5 protein-coding genes are annotated in these 20106 nt (G+C 74.3%); 4 read left to right on the top strand and 1 reads right to left on the bottom strand.

All coding sequences use genetic code 11. The annotated features are described in order from the left end of the window. Positions 1-15: 15 nt before the first annotated feature. Entirely contained in the window at positions 16-963 is a 948-nt protein-coding gene (locus IW245_RS07115; protein WP_197002394.1) for a methionyl-tRNA formyltransferase, read from the bottom strand. Between the two features lie 146 nt (positions 964-1109). On the opposite strand from IW245_RS07115, the gene IW245_RS07110 reads away from it, so the two are divergent. The 4 genes from IW245_RS07110 to IW245_RS07095 are packed head-to-tail and all read left to right on the top strand — an operon-like array spanning position 1110 to position 20066. Next, on the top strand, positions 1110-2441 hold the full coding sequence (locus IW245_RS07110; RefSeq protein WP_197002393.1) for a lysine N(6)-hydroxylase/L-ornithine N(5)-oxygenase family protein: 1332 nt from the start codon (positions 1110-1112) through the stop codon (positions 2439-2441). Positions 2442-2461: 20 nt separating this feature from the next. Beyond that, positions 2462-3445 carry an iron-siderophore ABC transporter substrate-binding protein gene (locus IW245_RS07105; RefSeq protein WP_233472563.1) on the top strand — a complete coding sequence of 328 codons (984 nt, stop codon included), beginning with the start codon at positions 2462-2464 and terminating at the stop codon, positions 3443-3445. Positions 3446-3471: 26 nt separating this feature from the next. Continuing rightward, positions 3472-19872: a non-ribosomal peptide synthetase gene (locus IW245_RS07100; RefSeq protein WP_197002392.1), complete on the top strand. Its 16401-nt coding sequence runs from the start codon at positions 3472-3474 to the stop codon at positions 19870-19872. Continuing rightward, on the top strand, positions 19869-20066 hold the full coding sequence (locus IW245_RS07095; protein ID WP_197002391.1) for an MbtH family protein: 198 nt from the start codon (positions 19869-19871) through the stop codon (positions 20064-20066). Before IW245_RS07100 ends, IW245_RS07095 begins: the two co-directional genes overlap by 4 nt. Positions 20067-20106 lie beyond the last annotated feature (40 nt).

Genomic DNA, 20106 nt, shown 5'->3' with positions numbered 1-20106 from the left:
CCGGGCCCGCCCGTCTCACGGCCGCGACGTCAGGTAGCCGCCCATGGTGCGGAAGTAGTCGGCCGCCGCGCGCTCGACCCCGTCGGCCGTGCGCACCCGCAGCACCCGCAGTCCCCGGTCGCGGCCGTACCGCGCGTCCGCCCCGGCGACGATGACCACCCCGTCGCCCTCCCGAAAGAAGATCCGTCCGGGGGTACCGCCGTACACGCCCTCGGACACGTCCGCCGCCAGGATCTCCAACCGCCGGCCCCGGTGGAACGCGAACGCCGCCGGGTACGGCGCGCACTGCGCGCGCACCAGCCGGTCGAGTTCCACGGCCGACCAGCCCCAGTCGATCCGCAGGTCCTCGTCGGCGCGCTTGTGGAAGAAGCTGGCCTTCGAACGGTCCTGCGGCACCCAGTCGGTCCGCCCCGAGGCGATCAGGTCCAGCCCGTCCACAGTGATCGGCCCGAACAGGGCGAGGGTCTTGTGGAACAGGTCCGCCGTGGTGTCGCGCTCGCCGACCGGCACGGCGCGCTGGAGCACGATGTCGCCGGCGTCGAGGGTCGGGTCCATCATGTGCGCCGTGACGCCGACCTCCTTCTCCCCGTTGATCAGGGCCCAGATCAGCGGGGAGAAGCCGGCGTAGGCGGGCAGCAGCGAGTCGTGCACGTTGAGGGTGCCGTACCGGGGCAGCTCGAAGATCGTGGGCGGGATCCAGGTGCGCCAGTTGGTGGCGACGATGACGTCGGGGTCGGCCGCCTTGAGGGCCGCGAGCAGCTCCTCGTCGTCGGGGCGTTCGCGGACGAGGACCGGCACGCCGTGCTCGCCGGCCAGGTCGGCCACCGAGTCCGACCAGATCCGCTCGTAGGCATGGTCGCTGGCCGGGTGGGTGACGACGAGCGCGACGTCGTGATCGGACTCCAGCAATGCCCGCAACGTGCGGTGGCCCCAGGTTTGGTACCCGAACATGACGACCCGCATAGGGGCTTCCTCCTCGAAGTGTTGACCGGCACGGCTAGTTAAGCAAGCCTTACCTAGGTAAGCAACGCCTAACCTAACTAGATCCCCGGTTCCGCTGGAAACTTAGGTTAGGCTAACCTGGCTCCAGCCGAGCGATAGGACGGGTTATGCCACAGGTGCCGCTGCACGACGAAGTACCGATATATGACCTGGTAGGGGTTGGTTTCGGGCCGTCGAACCTGGCGTTGGCCGTCGCCGTCACCGAGCACAACGCGCGGGCCGGAGAGGCCGCCACCGCCGTCTTCCTGGAACGGCAGCCGCGGTTCGGCTGGCACCGGGGAATGCTCCTCGACGACGCGACCATGCAGGTGTCCTTTCTCAAGGATCTGGTCACGCTGCGTGACCCCACGAGCCAGTACAGCTTCCTGTGCTACCTGCGCGACCGGGACAGGCTCGTCGACTTCGTCAACCACAAGAGCCTGTACCCGCTGCGGGTCGAGTTCCACGACTACCTGGAGTGGGCGGCGGCGAAGGTCGACGACCTCGTGCTGTACGGCCACGACGTGGTCGGCGTCACCCCCGTCACCGACGGGGACACGGTCGTCCACTTCGACGTGACCGCGCGCGGCGCCCAGGGCACCAGCGTCTACCGGGCGCGGAACCTGGTGCTGGCCACCGGGCTCCAGCCGGCGCTGCCCGCCGGGGTCGCGGCCTCCGACCGGGTCTGGCACACCAGCGAGCTGCTGCACCGGGTGAGCGACCTGTCCGCCGACTCGCCGTACCGGTTCGTGGTCGTCGGCGCTGGACAGAGCGCCGCGGAGGCCACAGCGTTCCTGCACGAGCGGTTCGCGCACGCCGAGGTGTGCGCCGTGTTCTCCCGCTACGGCTACAGCCCCGCCGACGACAGCTCGTTCGCGAACCGGATCTTCGACCCGGCGGCCGTGGGCGAGTTCTTCGACGCGCCCGCCGACGTCAAGACCCTGGTCGACGGGTACCACGCGAACACCAACTACTCCGTGGTCGACGGCGACCTGATCGACGCCCTGTACAGCACGTACTACCGGGAGAAGGTGACCGGCGCCCCCCGGCTGCGGATGTTCAACGTGTCCCGGCTGACCGGGGTCGCCGAGACCGCCACCGGGGTACGCGCCGACATCGCCCAGCTGCTGTCCGGCGAGAACGTCGCGCTCGACGCCGACGTCGTCGTGTGCGCGACCGGATACCAGCCGGCCGACCCGCTGGGCCTGCTGGGCGAGGCCGCCCGGTACTGCGCCCGCGACGGGCACGGCCGGCCCCGGGTCACCCGCGACTACCGGGCCGTCACCGGTCCCGGGGTCGAGCCGGGCGTCTACCTGCAGGGCGGCACCGAACACACCCACGGCATCACGTCGTCGCTGCTGTCGAACACCGCCGTGCGGTCCGGGGAGATCCTGCGGTCGATCCTCGACCGCCGGGCTCGGCTGGACTCCTCCACGCCGGCCCCAGCCCTTTCCGCCTGACCGACCAGGAAGAGAATCCCGTGAAGAAGTTCCTGCCGGTGGCCCTCGCCGCCCTGGTGGCGGCGTCGTTGCTGTCCGCGTGTGGCGGCTCGGCGAAGGGCGGCACCTCCTCGCCCGCCGGGGGCGGGTTCCCCGTGACCGTCGAGCACAAGTACGGCAAGACCGAGGTGAGAAAGGCGCCTACCCGGGTCGTCACGCTCGGGCTCAGCGACCAGGACACCGTCCTGGCCCTCGGGATCAGGCCGGTCGGGGTGGTCGACTGGTTCAAGGAGCGGCCGTTCGGCAAGTGGCCGTGGGCGCAGCCGCTGTGGGGCGACTCGTTACCGGAGATCGTCGGCGAGCGCGACGACTACCAGTTCGAGAAGATCGCGGCGCTGAGGCCGGACCTGATCGTCGCGCAGTACAGCGGGATGAAGAAGGACCAGTACGAGACGCTGTCGAAGATCGCGCCTGTGGTGGCCCAGTCCGCGAAACACGACGACTACGCCGCCCCGTGGCAGGAGATGACCCGCGTCATCGGCCGCGCGCTCGGCCGGGAGGCCAGGGTCGACGAGTTGATCGCCGGGATCGAGAAGCGGTTCGCGGACGTGCGGGCCGCGCATCCGGAGTTCGCGAAGCAGACGGTCGTGGTGGCCGAGAGCTACGAGCCGGGCAAGTACTCGGTCTTCTCCCCCGCCGACCCGAAGACCGTGTTCCTCAAGGAGCTGGGATTCCGGCCCTCAGAGGCGATCGGGAAGCTGGCCGGCACCCAGAGCTTCGCCGACATCGGCTCCGAGCGGCTCGACCTGCTCGACGTCGACCGGCTGCTGTGGGTCATCGACGACCCGGACGCCGAGAAGCGGATCCAGGAGGACCCGGTGTACGCGAAGCTCGCGGTCGTCACCGCCGGGAGGGCCGTCTTCGTGCCGTACACCGCGCCGCCGGCCGGGGCCGCGTTGTCCTTCGACACCGTGCTGAGTATCCCGTACGCGATCGACCAGCTCGTCCCGCTGCTGTCCAAGTAAGACACTCCCGAAAGGCGACACCGCACATGGAACTGACCCGCGCGCAGCAGGGGATCTGGTACGCCGACCAGCTCGGAACCGGTCCGGCGTACCGGATCGGCGGGTACGCCGAGGTGGGCGGCGACGTCGACGTCGACCGGCTGGCCTCCTGCGTGCGGCGGGCGGTCGCCGGGGCCGGGTGCCTGCACGTACGGTTCACGGAGTCCGACGGGCGGGTGCGGCAGGAGCCGGTGCCCGCCCGGGCGGAGCTGCCCGTGCTGCGGTGTTCGCCCGGCGAGGCGCGAGACCGGATGCTCGCGGACCTGGCCGACGCCACGGACCTGTTCGGCCAGGCGCTGTACGTGCTGGAGGACGGGCGGGTGTGGTGGTACCAGAGATACCACATGCTCGTGATGGACCCCGACGGCTGCGCGGCCCTGACCCGGCGGGCGGCGGCGCTCTACGCCGGCGCGGCGGACCTCCTCCCCGACGGGGGACCGCAGGACCTGCTCGACGCGGAGGCCGGCTACGACCCGGCGGCCGACCGGGCCTACTGGACGGACCTGCTGGCCGGCGTGTCGGAGCCGGCCCGGCTCGTGGAGCCCGCCCGGTCGGGCGGGCGGCTCGCGCTGCGCCGCACCGTCGGGCGGGCCGTGGACCCGGCGCTGGCCGTCGCGGCCGTGGCCGCCTACACCCACCGGATGACCGGGGCGCACGACGTGGTGCTCGGGCTGCCCGTGTCCGCCCGGCTCGACCAGGCGACCCGCGACGTGCCCGGCATGGTCTCCACCGTGCTCCCGCTGCGGGTCGCCGTCCGCCCCGACACCGTCACCTCCGACCTCGTCGCCGACGTCGCGCGCGCGGTCGCGGAGCTGACGGAGCACTCCCGGTACCGGGCCGAGGAGCTGTGCCGGGACCTGCGGGTGCCCGGCGGGATCCGCGAACTCGTCGGGCCGGCCGTGACGGTCGTCCCCGACAGCGGGCCGTGGCCGTTCGTGGACCTGTCGCGCGGGCCCGTCTCGGACCTGTCCTTCTTCGTGTACCCGACCCACCTCGTCCTGGCCGCCGACCCCGCCGCGTGCGGCCCGGAAGCCCTGGAGGACCACGAGCGCCGGTTCCTCGCCGTCCTCGACGCGTTCGACGCCGCCGGCCCGGTCGGCACGATCGACCTGCTCTCGGCGGACGAGTGCGCCCAGGTGCTGGGCGAGTTCGCCGTCGCCGACGCCCCGGTCGCCGACCTGACGTGGCCGGCGGCGTTCGAGGCCCAGGCCCGGCGCGACCCGGCGGCCGTGGCCGTGGTGTGCGAGTCCGAGCGGCTCACCTACGGCGAACTCGACGCCGCGGCCAACCGGGTCGCCCGACTGCTGCGGTCCCGGGGCGTCGTCGCCGAGGACGTCGTGGCCGTGGCCGTGCCCCGGTCGGTGGACCTCGTGGTCGCGCTGCTCGGGGTCATGAAGGCCGGGGCAGCGTACCTGCCCCTGGACCTCGAGCATCCCGCCGACCGGCTCGACTACATGGTCACCGACGCGGCCGCGCGGCTCGTGCTCACCGTGCCGGCCCTGGCCGGGGACGTGCCGGCGGTCCGCACGGGGGACTCCCCCGTGTTCCTGGGCGACGCCGACGGGTTCGACGGCACCGGACTCGACGTGCCGGTCGCCCTCGACCAGGCCGCGTACGTCATCTACACCTCCGGCTCCACCGGCCGGCCCAAGGGCGTCGTCTGCTCCCACGACGGGATCGGCAGCCTGGTCGCGACCGCCACCGAGCGGATCGGGATCGACCGCTCCAGCCGGGTGATCCAGTTCGCGTCGGTCGGGTTCGACGTCACCGTCTGGGATCTGGTGATGTCGCTGTGCGTGGGCGGCCGGGTGATCGTCGTGCCCGCCGAGCGCCGGGTCGCCGGCCGGGCGCTGACCGACTACGTCGCCGCGCACCGGGCCACGCACATGATCCTGCCGCCGTCGCTGGTCGCCGCGCTGCCCGGTGACTGCGCGCTGCCGGACGGGTCCGTCCTGATCGTGGGGACCGAGACCGTGCCGTCGGAGCTGATCGCCCGGTGGGCGCGGCGGCTCACCGTGGTGGCGGCGTACGGGCTGACCGAGGCGACCGTGAACTCGACGCTCTGGCCGGCCGAAGAGGACTGGGTCGGCCCGGTGCCGATCGGCCGACCCGACCCGAACACCCGGTGCTACGTGCTGGACTCCGCGCTGCGGCCGGTGCCGGTCGGGGCCGTCGGCGAGGTGTACGTCGGCGGGCGCGGCCTGGCCCGGGGCTACCTCGGACGGCCGGGACTGACCGCCGGGCGGTTCGTCGCCGACCCGTACGCGGGGTGCGCCGGGGCCCGGATGTACCGGACCGGGGACCGGGCCCGGTGGCGGGCCGACGGGAACCTGGACTTCCTCGGCCGCTCCGACGGGCAGCTGAAGATCCGTGGCCACCGGATCGAACCGGGCGAGATCGAGTCGGCGATGATGGCGTACCCGGGCGTCGGCCAGGCGGCGGTGACCGTCCGCGAGGACCAGCCGGGCGTCAGGCACCTCGTCGGGTACGCCGTCGGCGACGTCGACCCCGTCGCGCTGCGGGCGCACCTCGCCGACACGCTGCCGGAGTACATGGTGCCGGCGGTGGTGCCGCTCGACGGTCCGCTGCCGCTCACCCCGAACGGCAAACTCGACCGGTCGGCGCTGCCCGCCCCCGACTGGGCGGCGATGACCGGCGACGACGCGCCGACCGGGCCGGTCGAGGAGACCCTGGCCGCGTTGTTCGCCGAGACCCTGGGGCTGCCCCGGGTCGGCGCGCACGACAACTTCTTCGCCCTCGGCGGCGACAGCATCGTCGCCATCGGGCTGGTCAGCCGGGCCCGGCGCGCCGGCCTGACGATCAGCCCGCGCGACGTGTTCGAGCGGCGCACCGTGGCCCGGCTCGCCGCCGTCGCCGGCGACGCCACGACCGTGGTGTCCGACGACGGGGTGGGTCTCGTCCCGGCGACGCCGATCACGCACTGGCTGCGCGAGCTGGGCGGCGAGATCGCCACGTTCCACCAGTCGATGCTGCTCACGGTGCCCGTCGGGTTCGAGGGCGTGCCCGCCGCGCTCGCCGCCCTGGTGGACCGGCACGACCTGCTGAGGTCCCGGCTGCGGCGCGACGCGGACTGGGCCCTGGAGGTCGCGCCGGTCGGCACCGGCACGATGCCGCTGACGACCGTGGCCGGGCCGGTCAGCGAGGCGGAGACCCGGGCCGCCGTGGGCCGGCTGGACCCGGACGCCGGCGTGATGGCGCAGGCCGTGTGGTTCCCCGACGCCGGCCGGCTGTTCGTCGCGCTGCACCACCTCGTGGTCGACGGCGTCACGTGGCGGATCCTCTGCTCCGACCTCGCCGACCTGGCCGGGGGGCGCACCCCGCCGCCCGTCGGGACCTCGTTCCGGCGCTGGTCGCAGGTGCTGTCCGCCGAGGCGCTGACCCGGGCCGCCGAACTGGACTGGTGGCGGGGCGTGTTCGCCGGCGGCGTGCCCGAACCCGGCCTCCGAAAGCTCGAGACCCGCGATTCTGCCGGGACGGCTGTGCACCTGACCATCACCCTGCCGGCAGGGCTGACCGCCCCGCTGCTGACCACCGTGCCCGCCGGCTACCACGGCGCAGTCAACGACGTGCTGCTCACGGCCCTGGCCGTCGCGTGGTCCCGCTGGCAGGACACCGCCCTGGTACTGGACCTGGAGTCCCACGGCCGCGAGGACTCCCTCGCCGGCGTCGACCTGTCGGGCACCCTCGGCTGGTTCACCAGCATCTACCCCGTCCGGCTGGACGCCGGGGCCGTCGACTGGGACGAGTTCCTCGCCGGCGGACCCGTCGTCGGCCGGGTCCTGCGCCGGGTCAAGGAACAGCTGCGCGCCGTCCCCGGCAACGGGATCGGCCACGGCCTGCTCCGGCACCTCAACGCCGACACCCGCGAGGCCCTGGCCGCGCTGCCGGTGCCGCCGCTGCTGTTCAACTACCTCGGCCGGTTCGCGATCGGCGAGGCCACCGCCTGGGACGCGGCACCGGAGGCCGAGCCGATGGGCGACGCGTTCGACCCCGACATGCCGCTCGGCCACCTCCTGGAGGTCAACTGCGCGGCCCGCGACGTGGCCGGCGAACCCGCGCTGACCGCGACCTGGACGTGGCCCGACGGGGTGTTCGCCGACGGCGAGGTCGCCGCGCTGGCCCGGCTGTGGTTCGACGCGCTCGGCGCGCTGGCCCGGCACACCGGCACCGGGCACAGCCCGTCCGACTTCCCGCTCGTGGCACTGACCCAGGACGAGATCGACGGGTACGATGCGGAGGTCGCCGGGCTCGCCGACGTGCTCCCGGTCACCCCGTTGCAGGAGGGCTTGTACTTCCACGCGCACGTCGACGGAAACGCCGCCGACCTGTACGTCCCCCAGCGGCACATCGACCTCTCCGGGCCGCTCGACCCCGGGGCCCTGCGCCGCTCGGCCCAGGACCTGCTCGACCGGCACGCGCCGCTGCGGGCCTCCTTCCGGCAGCGCGCCGACGGGCAGGTCGTGCAGCTGATCGCCGCCCGGGTGGACGCGGAGTGGAGGGAGGCCGTCGGGGACCCCGACGAGCTGGCCGCCGCCGAGCGAGCCCGGGGGTTCGACCCGGCGTCGGGGCCACTGATCCGGTTCCTCCTCGTGCCGCTGGCCGCCGACCGGCACCGGCTCGTCCTCACCCTGCACCACCTGGTGTCCGACGGGTGGTCGGAGCCGCTGATCGTCCGGGAACTCCTCGCGCGGTACGCGCCCGGGGGGAACGCGGCGCGGTTGGGGGCCGTGCCCTCGTACCGGGACTATCTGGAGTTCGTCGGCGGCCGGGACCGCGAGGCCGCCCGCGCCGCCTGGACCGGGGCACTCGGTCAGCTCGACGGGCCCACGATCGTGGCGCCGCCCGGGCCTCCGGGGCGGCCGGTCCAGCTCGCGGTCGCCCTGCCCGACGGGCTGACCGACGCGCTGACCGCCCGGGCCCGCGACCTCGGCGTCACCGTGCACACCGTCGTGCAGGGCGCGTGGGGTCTGCTGCTCGGCCGGCGCACCGCCAGCGAGGACGTCGTGTTCGGCACCACCGTCTCCGGGCGGCACGCCGAGGTCGACGGGGTCGAGTCCCTGGTCGGAGCACTGATCAACACGCTGCCGGTCCGGATGCGCTGGTCACTTGGGGACTCCGTCGCCACGGTGCTCACCCGGCTGCAGGAGGAACAGTCCCTGCTCCTCGACCACCAGCACCTCGGGCTCGCCGAACTCCAGCGGATCGGCGGCGTCGGCGCACTGTTCGACACCCTCGTCGTGTCGGAGAACCTGCCCGGCGGGGACCTGCCGCGCTCCGGCGACCTCGCCGTGACCGGCACCCGCAGCCTCGACGCGACCCACTACCCGCTGTCCCTGCTCGTCGGGTACGGCGACCGCCTCGACCTGCGGCTCGAACACGACCCGGGGCGCGTCGACGCCGATGCCGCCGCCCGGCTCGCCGACCAGCTCGTCCTCCTCCTCGCCGCCGTCGCCTCGGACCCGGGGCGGCCGGTGTCCCAGATCGACCTCGGGACCTGGGGACCGCTGACCGGCGCGTCCGTCCCCGTGCCACCCAGCACCGTCGCGGAGTTGTTCGCGGCACAGGCCGCCCGCACGCCCGACGCCCCCGCCGTGGTGTCCGGCACCCAACGGGCCAGCTACGCCGCACTCGACACCCGGGCCGGCCGGCTCGCCGCCGAGCTCGTCGACCGGGGGGTCCGGCCGGGGGAGGTCGTCGCCGTCGCCGTGCCCCGCTCGGTGGACCTGGTCGTCGCCCTGCTCGCCGTGCTGAAGGCCGGGGCGGCCTATCTGCCCGTCGACGCCGGGTATCCGGTGGAGCGGGTGCGGTTCATGCTCGCCGACTCCGGTGCGCGCATGGTGTTGACCAGTGCGGACACCCGGCTGCCGCAGGTCGACGGGGTGACGCCCGTGCTGGTGGGGGCCGGCGACCGGCCCGACGGTTCCGGCCCGGCCCTCGGCTCACCGGCCCACGATCCCGGGTCGCGCGGATTCCGGCCGGGCGACGCCGCCTACCTGATCTACACCTCCGGGTCCACCGGGCGGCCCAAGGGCGTCGTCGTCAGCCACGGCGCGATCGGCAACCAGCTCGCCTGGTCCGCCGACCGGTTCCCGCTCGGGGTCGGCGACGCGGTGCTGCAACTCGCCTCGCCCAGCTTCGACACGTCCGTCTGGGAACTGTTCTGGCCGCTGACCTCCGGCGCGGCCGTCGTGCTGCCCGGCGACCATCTCGACCCCGCGCACCTCGCCGGGCTGATCCGCGCGCACCGGGTCAGCGCCGTCACGTTCGTGCCGTCCCTGGTCGAGGCGTTCCTGCGGTCCGACGACGTCACCGCCGACCCGTCGTGGGCCGCGAGCCTGCGCTGGGTGTCCTGCGGCGGCGAGGCGCTGACCGCCGACCTGGCCGAGCGGTGGCACGCCCTCACCGGCACCCGGCTGGACAACTTCTACGGGCCCACCGAGGCGGCCGTGCAGGTCACCTGGTGGGGCACCGACGGCACCGAGGAGTCGGCCGTGCCGCTCGGCGGTCCGGTGTGGAACACCCGGCTGTACGTGCTCGACGCTGGCCTGCGCCCCGCCGCGGAGGGCGAGCTGTACCTCGCCGGGGACCAGCTGGCGCGGGGCTACCACGACCGGGCCGGGCTGACCGCCGACCGGTTCGTCGCCGACCCGTACGGGCCGGCCGGGGCCCGGATGTACCGCACCGGGGACATCGTCGCCCGGCGCGGGGACGGGGCCCTGGAGTACCGGGGGCGCACCGACCAGCACGTGAAGGTCCGGGGGCACCGGGTCGAGCTGGGCGAGATCGAGGCGCGCCTGGCGGCGGAGCCCTCGGTGGCCCGGGCCGTGGTGCTGGCCCGGACGGACGGGCCGGGGTCGGTGCGGCTCGTCGGGTACGTCGTGCCGGTGCCCGGGGCCGCGCCCGCCGGGGACGCGTTGCGGGCCTGGGTGGCCGCCGCGCTGCCCGCGCCGATGGTGCCGGGGGTGTTCGTGCTCCTCGACGCGCTGCCGCTCACGCCGAGCGGCAAGGTGGACCGGCCGGCGCTCCCGGCACCGGACCTGCCGCGGGCGGTCCCCGGCGCCGCATTGGCGGGTGGTGTGCCCGCCGTGACTCCGGCGGGTGGGGCGCTCGGCGTGTTGCGGGCCGTGTTCGCCGAGGTCCTCCGCCTGTCCGACGTCGGCCCCGAGGAGGACTTCTTCGTCCTCGGCGGCGACAGCATCCTGTCCATCAGCGTCTCCAACCGCGCCCGACGAGAGGGCATCGACATCAGTCCGCGAGAGGTGTTCGTGCACCGCACCCCGGCCGCCCTGGCCACGATCGGCTCCCCCGCCGCGCCGCCGGTCGCCACCGGACCCGCCGACGACGGCGTGGGTGACGTGCCGGCGCTGCCGGTCATGCACTGGCTGCGCGAACACAGCCCCGACATCGCCGGCTACACGCTCCCCATGCTGATCACCACACCGGCCGGCGCGGACGCCGCGTCGATCGCCGCGACGCTGCAGACCGTCCTCGACCACCACCCGGCCCTGCGGCTCACGCTGACCAGGATCGCGTCGGTGCTGTGGTCGTTGGAGACGACACCGGCCGGCACGGTCCGCGCCACGGATCTGCTCCGCACGGTCGACCTGACGGGCACCGGCGACCTGCGCGAGCGGATCGCGGCGGAGTTCGGCGCGGCGGTGCGGCGGCTCGACCCGGACACCGGGGTCATGGTGCAGGCCGTGTGGTTCGACGGCGGGCCGGACGTGCCCGGCCGGCTGCTGCTCGCCGTGCACCACCTGGCGGTGGACGGGGTGTCGTGGCGGATCCTGTTCGAGGACCTCGCCGCCGCGTGGCGGGGCGAGCCGTTGGAGCCGGTGGGCACGTCGCTGCGCACGTACGCGAAGGCCGTGGCCGCCCAGGCCCAGGGGCCGGGACGGCTCACCGAACTCACCCACTGGGCGCGGACCCTCGCCCCCGGCGCGGACCTCGTGCCGGGCGCGACGGTCGGCGGCACCGCCCGGCGGCGCGTCACCCGGCTGACGTCCGCCGAGACCGCGCCGCTGCTGACGACCGTGCCGGCGGCGGTGCACGCCGACGTCACCGACGTGCTGCTCGCCGCGCTGCGGATCGCGGTGGACTCCCCCGCCGACCTGCTCGTGGACGTCGAACGGCACGGCCGGGAGGACCTCGGCGAACGGCTGGACCTGTCCCGCACCGTGGGCTGGTTCACGAGCGTGCAGCCGGTCCGACTGGCCCCCGGCGCGGGTGCGAGCTCGAGCGCGGCCTCGGCCGCAGGGGCGGGCCTGGGCGCCAGCGACGGTGCTGGCGGTGGCCTGAGCGCGGGCGCGGGCGCGCGGTCCAGATCCGGGTCCGGGGCGACTGTCGGCGTCGGGTCCGTGGCCGGGTGGGAGGTGGTCAAGCAGGTCAAGGAGCGGCTGCGGGAGGCCCCCGACGGCGGGCTCGGCCACGGGCTGCTGCGGTACCTCAACGCGCAGGTCGCCCCGATCCTCGCCCGGATGGCCGCGCCGCAGGTGCTGTTCAACTACTTCGGCCGGTTCCCCTCCGCCACCGGCGCGGACTGGACCCCGGCCCCGGAGGCCGACGCGCTGGACGTCGTCAACGGCGGGATCGCGCCCTCGCACCTGCTCCAGGTCGACGCCGTGTGCGAGGAGACCCCGGACGGTCCCCGCCTGACGGTGACCTGGACGTGGTCCGACGGCGGACTGTCCGAGGAGGACGTGGCGGCGCTCGGCGAGCGCTGGGCTGACGCGCTGCGCGACCTGGCGTCGGACGTCACCGGCACGTCGGGGCTCACCCCCTCGGACCTGACCGTCCTCGCCCTCGGCCAGGACGACATCGTCCGGGTCGAGGCGGCGGCCGGCGGGGCGGTGGCCGACATCTGGCCACTGTCGCCGCTCCAGGAGGGGCTGTACTTCCACTCCAGCTACGACGCCGGAGCGATCGACCTGTACACGGCGCAGGACTACTTCGACCTGGCCCGGGTGGACGTCGACCGGCTGCGCGCGGCCGGCCGGGCGCTGCTGGCGCGCAACCCCAGCGTGCGGGCCGGGTTCACCAGCGACGGGCTGGCCTCGCCGGTGCAGTTCGTGGCCGCCGGGTGCGAGCTGCCGGTCACGGAGGTGGACCTGACGGGCCTTGACCCGGAGTCGCGGCCGCTGCGGGTCGCGGAGCTGATGGCCGCCGACCGGACCCGCCGGTTCGACCTGGCCCGGCCACCGCTGTGCCGGCTGCTGCTGATCCGGCTGGGCGACACCGACCGGCTCGTGGTCAGCCACCACCTGATCCTGTGGGACGGCTGGTCGGAGGGCCTGTTCCTGCAGGAACTGTTCTCCCTGTACGAGACCGGAGGCGCGGGCGGCGAGACCCCCGGCTCCTACCGCGACTACCTCGTGTGGCTCGCCGGCCAGGACACGGCGGCCTCAGCGCTCGCCTGGCGGGACGCGCTCGCAGGGCTGGCGGAGCCGACGCTGGTCGCCCCGGCCGGGCGCGATCCGCGACCTGTCATTCCGCACCGGCACGAGGCCGTGCTGTCCGAGCGGGTCAGCGACCGGGTCCGCGCCGGGGCCCGGAGCGCCGGGGTCACCCTCAACGCCGTGCTGAACGCCGCCTGGGCCCTGGCGCTGTCCAACCAGGTCGGCCGCGACGACGTCGTGTTCGGGACCACGGTCGCCGGGCGGCCGGCGGACGTACCCGGTGTGGAGTCCGTGATCGGGTTGTTCCTGAACACCGTGCCGGTCCGGGTGGCGCTCGACCCGCGCGAGACGGTCGGGGCGCTGCTCCGACGGATCCAGGACGACCGGGGTCGGCTGATGGCGCACGAGCACGTCGGCCTGGGCGTGATCCAGCGCGAGGCGGGCCACACCCACCTGTTCGACACGCTGTACGTGCTGCAGAACTTCTCCGGCGGCGACGACGACCTCGCCGGGCTCAAGGAACGGCATGGCATCGTGTCCTCCGGCAGCGTGGACGCCACCCACTACCCCCTGGTCCTGGTGATCGCCCCCCGGGAGAAGTTGCTGGTCCGGTTGGACTACCGGGCAGACCTGTTCGCACCGGCAGCCGCCGAGGCGCTGCTGACCCGGTTCACCACGATCGTGGAGCGGCTCGTCGAGGACACGTCCGTGCTGGTCGGGGCCCTGGACGTCGTGCCGGCCCGGGAGCGCGACCGGCTCGCCGTCGACTGGGACGCCAGCCGCCGGCCGCTCGACGGCAGCACGGTCGCGGACCTGCTCGCCGAGCGGGTGGCGCGGACACCGGACGAGACGGCGCTGGTGTTCTGCGCGCAGGTCTGGACGTACGCCGAGCTCGACGCCCGTATCAACCGGCTCGCCCGGCTGATGGCCGACGCCGGCGCCGGGCCGGAGCGGGTGGTGGCCCTGGCGTTGCCGCGTTCGGCGGACATGGTCGCGGCGCTGTTCGCCGTGCTGCGCACCGGGGCGGCGTACCTGCCGTTGGATCTGGACTATCCGGCCGAGCGGCTCGCGTTCATGCTCGACGACGCCGCGCCACTGTGCGTGGTGTCCACGGTGGCCGTCGCCGCGACGCTGCCCGACACCGGGGTGCCGGCGCTGCTGATCGACGATCCGGCGACCGCCGCCACCCTCGACGCGCTGCCCGCCGACCCGCTCCGGCGCACGTTCAACCTGGAGCACCCGGCGTACCTGATCTACACCTCCGGGTCGACCGGGCGGCCGAAGGGGGTGGTCACGCCGTACCGGGGGCTGACGAACATGCAGCTCAACCACCGGGAGGCCATCTTCGACCCGGTGGTGGCCGGGGCGGGTGGCCGGCGGTTGCGGATCGCGCACACCGTGTCGTTCTCCTTCGACATGTCGTGGGAGGAGCTGCTGTGGCTCGTCGAGGGCCATGAGGTGCACGTGTGCGACGAGGAACTGCGCCGCGACGCCGAGGCCCTGGTCGCCTACTGCGACACGCACCGGATCGACGTCATCAACGTGACCCCCACCTACGCGCACCACCTGATCGAGGAAGGGCTACTCGCCGAGGGGCACTACCGGCCGGCGCTCGTCCTGCTGGGCGGCGAGGCGGTGTCCGACGCGGTGTGGTCCGCGCTGCGCGACGCCGAGGGCACGCTGGGCTACAACCTGTACGGGCCGACGGAGTACACGATCAACACGCTCGGCGGCGGCACCACCGACAGCGACACCCCCACGATCGGCAGGGCGATCTGGAACACCCGGGCGTACGTGCTCGACAGCTGCCTGCGGCCGGTGCCGGTGGGCGCGCCCGGCGAGCTGTACGTCGGCGGCGTCGGCCTGGCCCGGGGCTACCACGCGCGGCCCGGCCTGACCGCCGACCGGTTCGTCGCGGACCCGTTCGGCGCTGTGTCGTCTGGCTCGCTCAGCTCCTCGGCAAAGGACGCCTCCGGGCTTCGCGAGGCAGGCGCCCGGATGTACCGCACCGGCGACCTCGTCCGGCAGCGCCCCGACGGCAACCTGGACTTCCTCGGCCGCACCGACGACCAGGTGAAGATCCGTGGCTACCGGATCGAACTGGGCGAGGTCGAGGCCGCGGTCGAGGCGCACCCGGACGTCACGCACGCCGCCGTCGTCGTGCTCGACAAGCGCCTGGTCGGCTATGTGGTGGGCGACGCGCCGACGCTGCGCGAGTACCTGAAGGCCAGGCTCCCCGCCTACATGGTGCCGGCCGCCCTGGTGTCCGTGGACCGGCTGCCGTTGACCGTGAACGGCAAGCTCGACATCCGCGCACTGCCGGCACCGGACGCCACCCCGGCCGTGCCGAGCCGCGCGCCGGCCACCGAGGCCGAACGGGTGCTGTGCGCCCTGTACGCCGACGTCCTCGGCGTCGGCACGGTCGGCGTGGACGACAGCTTCTTCGACCTGGGCGGGCACTCGCTGCTCGCCACCCGCCTCGTCAGCCGGGCCCGGACCGCGCTGTCGGCGGACCTGTCCATCCGGGACCTGTTCGAGGCGCCGACCGTCGCGGACCTGGTCCGCCGGATCGGGGTGTCCGACCGGGCCGCCCTGGTGCCGCAGGACCGGCCGGAGCGGCTGCCGCTGTCGTTCGCGCAGCGGCGACTGTGGCTGGTGCAGCAGCTCGACGGGGACTCCTCGGCGTACAACTTCCCGATCGCGTTCAGCGTGCGCGGGGCCCTGGATCTGGGCGCGCTGCGGGCAGCGTTCGGGGATGTCGCCGGGCGGCACGAGGCGTTGCGGACCGTGTTCGCCGAGCACGACGGGCGGCCCTACCAGCGGATCCTCGACGCGGACGTGCCCTTCGAGGTGGTCGCCGACCTGGACCTGGCCGCCACGATCGACCGGCCGTTCGACCTGTCCACCGAGGTGCCGCTGCGGGTCACCGTGTCCGAGACCGCGCCGGGCGAACACCTCGTGGTGGTACTCCTGCACCACGTCACCACCGACGAGTGGTCCGACGGCCCGTTCCTCGCCGACCTGGCGGCCGCCTACGCCGCGCGGCTGGCCGGGAGCGCGCCGGACTGGGCCCCGCTGCCGGTCCAGTACGCGGACTACACGCTGTGGCAGCAGGGCCTGGACACCACGGCCCAGCTCGACTACTGGCGGACCGCGCTCGCCGGGCTGCCCGAGGAGATCGAGCTACCCACCGACCGGGCCCGGCCGGCGGTCCCCGACTTCCGGGGTGGCGCAGAGCGGATCGCGTTCACCCCCGAGGTGGCCGACGGGGTGCGCCGGCTCGCCCAGGAGTACGGCGCGAGCGCGTTCATGGTGTTCCAGGCCGCCGTCGCCGCGCTGCTGTCCCGGCTCGGCTGCGGGACGGACATCCCGTTCGGGGTGCCGGTCGCCGGCCGGACCGACGAGGCCCTCGACGACCTGGTCGGGTTCTTCGTCAACACCGTGGTGCTCCGCGAGGACGTGTCAGGTGACCCCACGATGGGAGAACTCGTCGCCCGGGTGCGGGAGACGAATCTGGCCGCGTTCGACCACCAGGACGTGCCGTTCGAGGCCGTGGTGGAGGCGTGCAACCCGACGCGCTCGACGTCGCGCAACCCGCTGTTCCAGGTGATGCTGAGCTACCGCAATCCGGTCGGGGACGACTTCGCCCTCGCCGGGTTGGAGACGGCGTTCGTGGACTTCGAGACCGGTACCGCCAAGTTCGACCTGGCCTTCACGTTCTCCGACGGGGACGCCTACGTCGAGTACCGGACGGATCTCTTCGATCCCGGAACCGTGACCACGATCGGTCAGCGGCTGACCCGCCTGCTCGGCGCTGCGGTCGCCGACCCGACGCTGCGGGTCGGCGAGATCGACATCCTCGACGCCGACGAGCGGCACCGGGTCCTGGAAGGGTTCAACGACACCGCCCGGCCCGTCGCCGAACTGTCGATGATCGCCGCGTTCGAGGCCCGGGTCGCGATCTCCCCGGACTCGGTGGCCGTCGTCGACCGGCACCGGTCCGTCAGCTACGCCCAGCTCGACGAGCGGGCCACGGCGATCGCCCGGCTGCTCGCCGCGCGCGGCGTCGGCCGCGAGGACGTCGTGGCCCTCGCCCTGCCCCGATCCGCCGACCTGGTGGCGGCCGTGCTCGGCACCCTCAAGCTCGGGGCGGCGTTCCTGCCGCTGGACCTCGCGCACCCGGCCGACCGGCTGTCCTACATGCTCACCGACTCGGGGGCCCGGCTCGTCGTCGCGGCCCCGGAGACCGCGCTGCCCGACGTGCTGCCCCGACTGTCGTTGGACGAGACGGGCGACGCGCCGCTACCGCCGGCCCCGACGGGCGTCGACCACGCCGCCTACGTCATCTACACCTCCGGCTCCACCGGCCGGCCCAAGGGCGTCGTGCTCACCCACGAGGGCATCGGCAGCCTCGTCGCGACCGCCGTGCACCGGATGGGTATCGCGCCCGACAGCAGGGTGCTGCAGTTCGCGTCCATCGGCTTCGACGTGTTCGTGTTCGAACTGGCCATGGCGCTGTGCGTCGGCGGCCGGCTCGTCTGCGTCCCCGACGACGCGCGGGTGCCCGGGCCGGCGCTCACCGGGTTCGTCGCCGAACGCCGGATCACCCACATGATCCTGCCGCCGTCGCTGGTCTCGGCCCTGCCGGCCGACTGCGAGCTGCCCAAGGACGCCGTCGTTCTCGTGGGTACGGAGACCGTGCCCCCTGACCTCGTCGGCCGGTGGGCGGAGCGGTTGCGCCTGTTCGGCGCGTACGGGCTGACCGAGGCGACCGTGAACTCCACCCTGTGGGACGCGGTGCCCGGCTGGACCGGGGCCGTGCCGATCGGGGTGCCCGACCCGAACACCCGGTGCTACGTACTCGACGCCGCGCTCCGGCCGGCCCCGGTGGGCGTGGTCGGCGAGCTGTACGTCGGCGGGCGCGGCCTGGCGCGCGGCTACCTCGGCCGGCCGGGGCTGACCGCCGAACGGTTCGTGGCGGACCCGTTCGTTGTCGACGGCGGCCCCGGATCCTCCGCACAGGACGCCTCCGGTCCCCGGCCGTCAGCGCGGATGTACCGGACCGGCGACCGGGCCCGGTGGCGGGCCGACGGGAACCTGGACTTCCTCGGCCGGGTCGACGACCAGGTGAAGATCCGCGGCTTCCGGATCGAACTCGGCGAGATCGAGGCCGTCCTCGCGCGGCACCCGGGCGTGGCCCAGGCTGCCGTCGTCGCCCACCGCGACGGGGACATCACCCGCCTGGTCGGCTACGTCGTGCCGGCCGGGACCGGCGTACTCGATCCGGCCGACGTGCGGGCCGGGGTGGTCGCCACGCTGCCGGAGTACATGGTGCCGACCGCCGTCGTGGTGCTCGACGGGCCGCTGCCGCTCACCCCGAACGGCAAGCTCGACCGCAGGCGGCTGCCGGTGCCCGACTGGGCCGGACTCACCGGCGGGGACCTGCCGGTCACCCGGGAGCAGGAGATCCTGGCCGGCCTGTTCGGCGAGATCCTCGGCCTGGCCGACGTCGGCGTGCACGACAACTTCTTCGCCCTCGGCGGGCACTCGATGGCGGCCATGCGGCTCGTCGGGAGGATCCGGGCGGCGTTCGGGGTGGAGCTGGCGGTCCGGGACGTGTTCGACGCCCCGACCGTGGCGGGCGTCACGGCGCTGCTGAGCACGGCGGTGGCCGGGCGCGCACCGCTGCGGCCCCGTCCGGCGGCGGACGTCGTCCCGATCGCGCCGGCCCAGCGCCGGCATTGGACCGGGCGGGACGCGGCCCCGGACATCGCCCTCGTGCTGCGGCCGTCGAACCCGCTGGACCCCGAGGCCCTCGCGGCGGCGGTGCGCGACGTGGTGCAGCGGCACCCGGCGTTGCGCACGGAGATCGTGCCCGGTGGCGCGTGGCCGGTCCAGAGGCCGGCCCGCGCGTGGCCGGCGCTGGAGGTGCTCCCCGGCGGGGCCGACCTCGACGGTCGGCTCCGGATGCTCGCCGGCGAACGCTCCGCGCCCGCCTTCCGGGTCCGGCTGCTCACCGACGGGGCCGGCGCGCAGGCGCTGCTGCTCACCGCGTCGTACCTGTTCGTGGACGAGTGGTCCGTCGTGCCGCTGGTCGGGGACCTGAACGCCGCGTACGCGGCCAGGGTCGCCGGCCGGGCACCCGGCGGGGAGCCGCTGCCGGTCAGCTACGCCGACTACGCGCTGTGGGCGCACGAGGTGCTCGGCGACCCGGCCGATCCGACCAGTCTCGCCGCCCGGCAGTTGGGCTACTGGCGGGAGGCGCTGCGCGGCGTACCCGTCGAGGTGGAGATCGCCACCGACCGGCCGCGACCGGCGGCACCCACCGGGCGCGGCGACGTCGTCGCGTTCCGCCTCGACGAGGACCTGCACCGGGGCGTGGACGCGCTGGCGAGGTGGACCGGCACCAGCATGTTCATGGTCCTGCAGGCCGCGCTCGCCGCACTGCTCACCGGGGGCGGGGCCGGCACGGACCTGCCGATCGGCACCCTGGCCGCCGGCCGGACCGAGGACGCCCTGGCCGGGCTCGTCGGCTGCTTCGTCAACACGCTCGTCCTGCGCACCGACACGGCCGGCGACCCGTCCTTCGCCGAACTGCTCCGCCGGGTCCGCGAGACGGACCTGCGGGCGTTCGACCACGCCGACGTCCCGATCGGCGACGTGCTCGCCGCCGCCGGGCTGGACGCCACGCACCCGCGGGTGATGGTCGTGCACCACGAGGAGGCCACCCTGCCCGGCGGGCTCGGCGACCTCGACGAGGTGCCGACCGGGGCCGCCACTGCCGACCTGACCCTCAGCTTCTACGAACCCCGGGGCGACGCCCCGGTGCACTGCGACCTGATCTACCGCACCGACCTGTTCGACCGCGCCACGGCCGAACGTCTCACCACCGACCTGCTCGCCGTCCTCGGCGCGGCGGTCGGCGACCCGCACCGCCCCCTGTCCGACATCACGAAGGAGCGCACGTCATGAGCACCAACCCGTTCGAGGACCGCGACGGCCGGTTCCTGGTCCTCACCAACGCCGAGGACCAGCACTCCCTGTGGCCGGCGTTCATCCCGGTACCCGGCGGCTGGACCACGGTGTTCGGCGACGCGTCCCGCGAGGAGTGCCTGGAGTACGTCGAGGCGCACTGGACGGACCTGCGGCCGCTGTCGGTGCGCTGAACCGTCCACGGTGAGTTCCGTGTCCTGAGTTCCCGCACGG

Source organism: Longispora fulva, from assembly GCF_015751905.1.
Taxonomy (GTDB): domain Bacteria; phylum Actinomycetota; class Actinomycetes; order Mycobacteriales; family Micromonosporaceae; genus Longispora; species Longispora fulva.
This window is presented reverse-complemented; position numbering and strand designations above follow the sequence as displayed.